This window comes from uncultured Anaerovibrio sp. (genome assembly GCA_902786545.1).
Classification (GTDB): Bacteria; Bacillota; Negativicutes; order Selenomonadales; family Selenomonadaceae; genus Anaerovibrio.
Window position 1 is genome coordinate 1 of sequence record CADACU010000091.1, and the last position, 2799, is coordinate 2799.

6 protein-coding genes are annotated in these 2799 nt (G+C 44.7%); 1 reads left to right on the plus strand and 5 read right to left on the minus strand.

Going from position 1 to position 2799, the window contains the following annotated elements; genetic code table 11:
* The coding region (locus QZV24_RS10340) for an STAS domain-containing protein (protein ID WP_294523553.1) at window positions 1-738 on the minus strand (738 nt) is incomplete at its 3' end.
* Window positions 739-866: 128 nt separating this feature from the next.
* Window positions 867-1109: a hypothetical protein gene (locus QZV24_RS10345; protein WP_294523555.1), complete on the minus strand. Its 243-nt coding sequence runs from the start codon at window positions 1107-1109 to the stop codon at window positions 867-869.
* A gap of 177 nt (window positions 1110-1286) precedes the next feature.
* On the opposite strand from QZV24_RS10345, the gene QZV24_RS10350 reads away from it, so the two are divergent.
* Window positions 1287-1475, plus strand: a complete 189-nt coding sequence (locus tag QZV24_RS10350; protein WP_294523557.1) for a CrcB family protein — start codon at window positions 1287-1289, stop codon at window positions 1473-1475.
* Between the two features lie 62 nt (window positions 1476-1537).
* Here QZV24_RS10350 and QZV24_RS10355 read toward each other — a convergent pair whose 3' ends face one another.
* Genes QZV24_RS10355 through QZV24_RS10365 form a run of 3 tightly spaced genes read right to left on the minus strand, consistent with a single transcriptional unit; the run spans window position 1538 to window position 2600 of the window.
* Complete coding sequence (locus QZV24_RS10355) at window positions 1538-1966, minus strand: hypothetical protein (RefSeq protein ID WP_294523559.1); 429 nt, start codon at window positions 1964-1966, stop codon at window positions 1538-1540.
* 51 nt (window positions 1967-2017) lie between these two features.
* Complete coding sequence (locus tag QZV24_RS10360) at window positions 2018-2377, minus strand: PIN domain-containing protein (protein ID WP_294523561.1); 360 nt, start codon at window positions 2375-2377, stop codon at window positions 2018-2020.
* Entirely contained in the window at window positions 2364-2600 is a 237-nt protein-coding gene (locus tag QZV24_RS10365; RefSeq protein ID WP_294523562.1) for a hypothetical protein, read from the minus strand. The genes QZV24_RS10360 and QZV24_RS10365 overlap by 14 nt, the downstream gene beginning before the upstream one ends.
* Window positions 2601-2799 lie beyond the last annotated feature (199 nt).

The window sequence follows — 2799 nt, forward strand, 5'->3', positions numbered from 1 at the left end:
CAGGCGGCCAAGAATTTCCGCCGGCAGACATCCCTCTAACGCGGACAAAGATTCCAGCATATTGTCTCTGGCCATTGGCAGCTCGTAGCCCGCCATCTCTGTAGCGTGCACCTGTTTCAGGCAGTCTACATACAACCGCATAAGTTCATCGAGCTGTTCCTTATCCTGTTCATATTCCTGCGCCCAGTCATTGAAACTTCTGGCCTGCAGCAGCTCAAACACCGAACCATACTGGCTGCCTACCCGCACGATATCATAGGCTATCGCCGTGGGAATCCCTTTGACAAAGGCTTTCCTGGCCCGGGACTGCTCCCGCTGTATCAGGGGAATACTGACTTCCCCCTCCCCATACACCTTGACAATCGTCTCCTCATCCAGCCGGTATACCTTGCCGAAAAAGCCCTCCGCAATAAGCTCACTGCCCTCCAGACTGATTTCCCGATAGGCCTTCTGTACCACCATGAGCTCCGTAAATCCGGTCATTTCCAGGATGTTATATACTTCCTTGCCCACTTCAATCATAGAAACCCGTTCATGTTTTTTTACTTTTTCCTCCTTGATAACCTGCATAATAATCCGCAATCCCGCCGAAGAAATAAATTTCAGCTTCTTCGCATCAAAGATCAGTGCCTGATATTCCTGCTCCGCCCGCTGTTTGGCAATATCACGGCCTACATCTGCAGCATTCAGCGAATCTATTTTTCCTTCTAAAGGAATGACCAATACCGAATTATTCATGGGAAATCCCCCTTCAACACCTGTTTTTTGAGTAAATTCTATTTTTCCCTGAATAAATCCTGCCCCATATAAAGCAAAAAGCAGGGAGTCTCAGCTGCTGTGAGACTTCCTGCTCTCGCTATCAACATTTACTGCATACTTACAATATGCCCGTCCTGTGCAATCGTCACCCTGCCTTGCTCCAGACTGGCCGTCACATAAGCCACCCGGAAATCACTGCCCTGCCGCTCCACCTCGCAGAACTCCGTGTCCGGATGCGCAGCCACTACTGCTTCTTCGGCAATCTCCTCCGTAAGGGCAGGTGTGCCCTGCAAAAAGAGCAAACCGCCCCAAACCATAATACCAGCTAACATTCCCAAATACTTTTTCATACAGAATCAATCCTCCTTTTCGTAACCCAAGGTTAGTATACAACTTTACACGTGCAATGTGGATAGTTTTGAGGGAAGTATTCTGTATTCATCTTATGACTTACCGAAGCTTGCCAGTATTATGCCTTCGTGGTAACATGAAGTCCTAATCATTCTAACGACAAAGGAGCTCTCCCTATGCAATATCTCTACGTTTTTCTCGGCGGCTTCACCACCTTCTCCTCCTTCAGCATGGAAACCCTGACGCTGATTCGCAGTGGAAGTATTGTGCTGGCCATCGCTAACATCGCCGCCAATGTTTTGCTAGGCTTAATCGCCGCAATCCTTGGCCTCTACCTTGCCGCTATGATTCAAGGCGGCAAATAAACTTCACAGTAAGAGGAACCACAACCTACGCTAAAAGGAAGGCGATGAATTTCGCCTTCCTTTTAGCTTTGTATGTCTTTATTCGCTGCCATGAGCTTTACTAAGTCCTGATAATTCTTTTGCAATTCATCATAACGGCCTTTTAGTTCATAGTATTTCGCCTTATAGTCTTGTTCTTCATCATTCAGCTTATCTCGAATACCATAAACCGTTTCTGTAAAGTGTGGAGCACAGCCTTCGATGACTTCATCTAAATCAGGTGTACCAAGTAGATTTATTAAAGCATTTCTCTTTGCTGGGCCAGTCATATTTTTATGCCCCGGCTGATAAAGTTTCTTTTCTTTTGGCTTCATAGATATAACCCCAGCTTTTATTGGGGAATATTTTTCACCAGGATGTTCCTTTTCCCAATTTTTTTGTATTTCCTCTTCCTTATCTATCCTTTCATTTGCTTCCTGCCACCCTTGTTTTAATCCATCAAAAAATCCCATAATCAATCTCTCCTTATCATCTTCAATATTATTCCCACATCCATCATAAAATCATTTCATCAAATTTAACAATTTCTTATCAAAAGTTGCTATCTCTGCTCCTCGCGCCACATGATAGCCATACAAAACACAATCCACAAAATCAAGACTGCGTTCACCATAAACTTCCAATGCTAATTCCAGCACCGCCCGCTCCTTGCAGTTTACCAATTCTAAAAAGCCCTTTATGGTAGCAGATATTTTACTACGCTCCATGGAGTACACACCTTTGAGGACATACACCACTTCGGCAACCACTTCCAATGTGATATAAACATCATCATTTTCCAGATAATATTCAGCCCTATCTGCCATTTCCTCATTATCATTCAGCAGATAACGCAATATCATATTCGTATCAAAGATTACCATACTTATCCACCACAGCCTGTTGCCATGCCCCTTTTTCCTTCATTGCTAATTCCGAATTCGCATATTCTGCCAAAATACCACGCATTCCTTTTTTCTTCTCCCGTACCACAGGCTCCACAAATTCATCCATAACAGTAATGATAACGCGCTGATTGGGCTTGGCATCTATCTTTTCCAAGGGTCTGACAGCAACACCATCATAATATCCCTGAACTGCCATCATATATATCACCTCATTTATTCAGAAAAATCATTCTATATTATCATGTTACCACAAAACGTCTTGCTATAACAGTAGATTTTTGCCTAGAGCCCCGAGGGCATATTGGGCGGGCGCAGCGACTGCTCCGCTGACCGGTCAAAACAAAGCCGCAATACAAATCGCTGAAAGCCGCGCCGTGGTGACCGGCGCATCGGATAAC

What these genes read in the sequence shown, in the direction of transcription:
- QZV24_RS10355 (WP_294523559.1), bottom strand. Translation starts at nt 1,966, where the DNA reads ATGGGATTTTTTGATGGATTAAAACAAGGGTGGCAGGAAGCAAATGAA.
- QZV24_RS10360 (WP_294523561.1), bottom strand. Translation starts at nt 2,377, where the DNA reads ATGGTAATCTTTGATACGAATATGATATTGCGTTATCTGCTGAATGAT.
- QZV24_RS10350 (WP_294523557.1), top strand. Translation starts at nt 1,287, where the DNA reads ATGCAATATCTCTACGTTTTTCTCGGCGGCTTCACCACCTTCTCCTCC.
- QZV24_RS10345 (WP_294523555.1), bottom strand. Translation starts at nt 1,109, where the DNA reads ATGAAAAAGTATTTGGGAATGTTAGCTGGTATTATGGTTTGGGGCGGT.
- QZV24_RS10365 (WP_294523562.1), bottom strand. Translation starts at nt 2,600, where the DNA reads ATGATGGCAGTTCAGGGATATTATGATGGTGTTGCTGTCAGACCCTTG.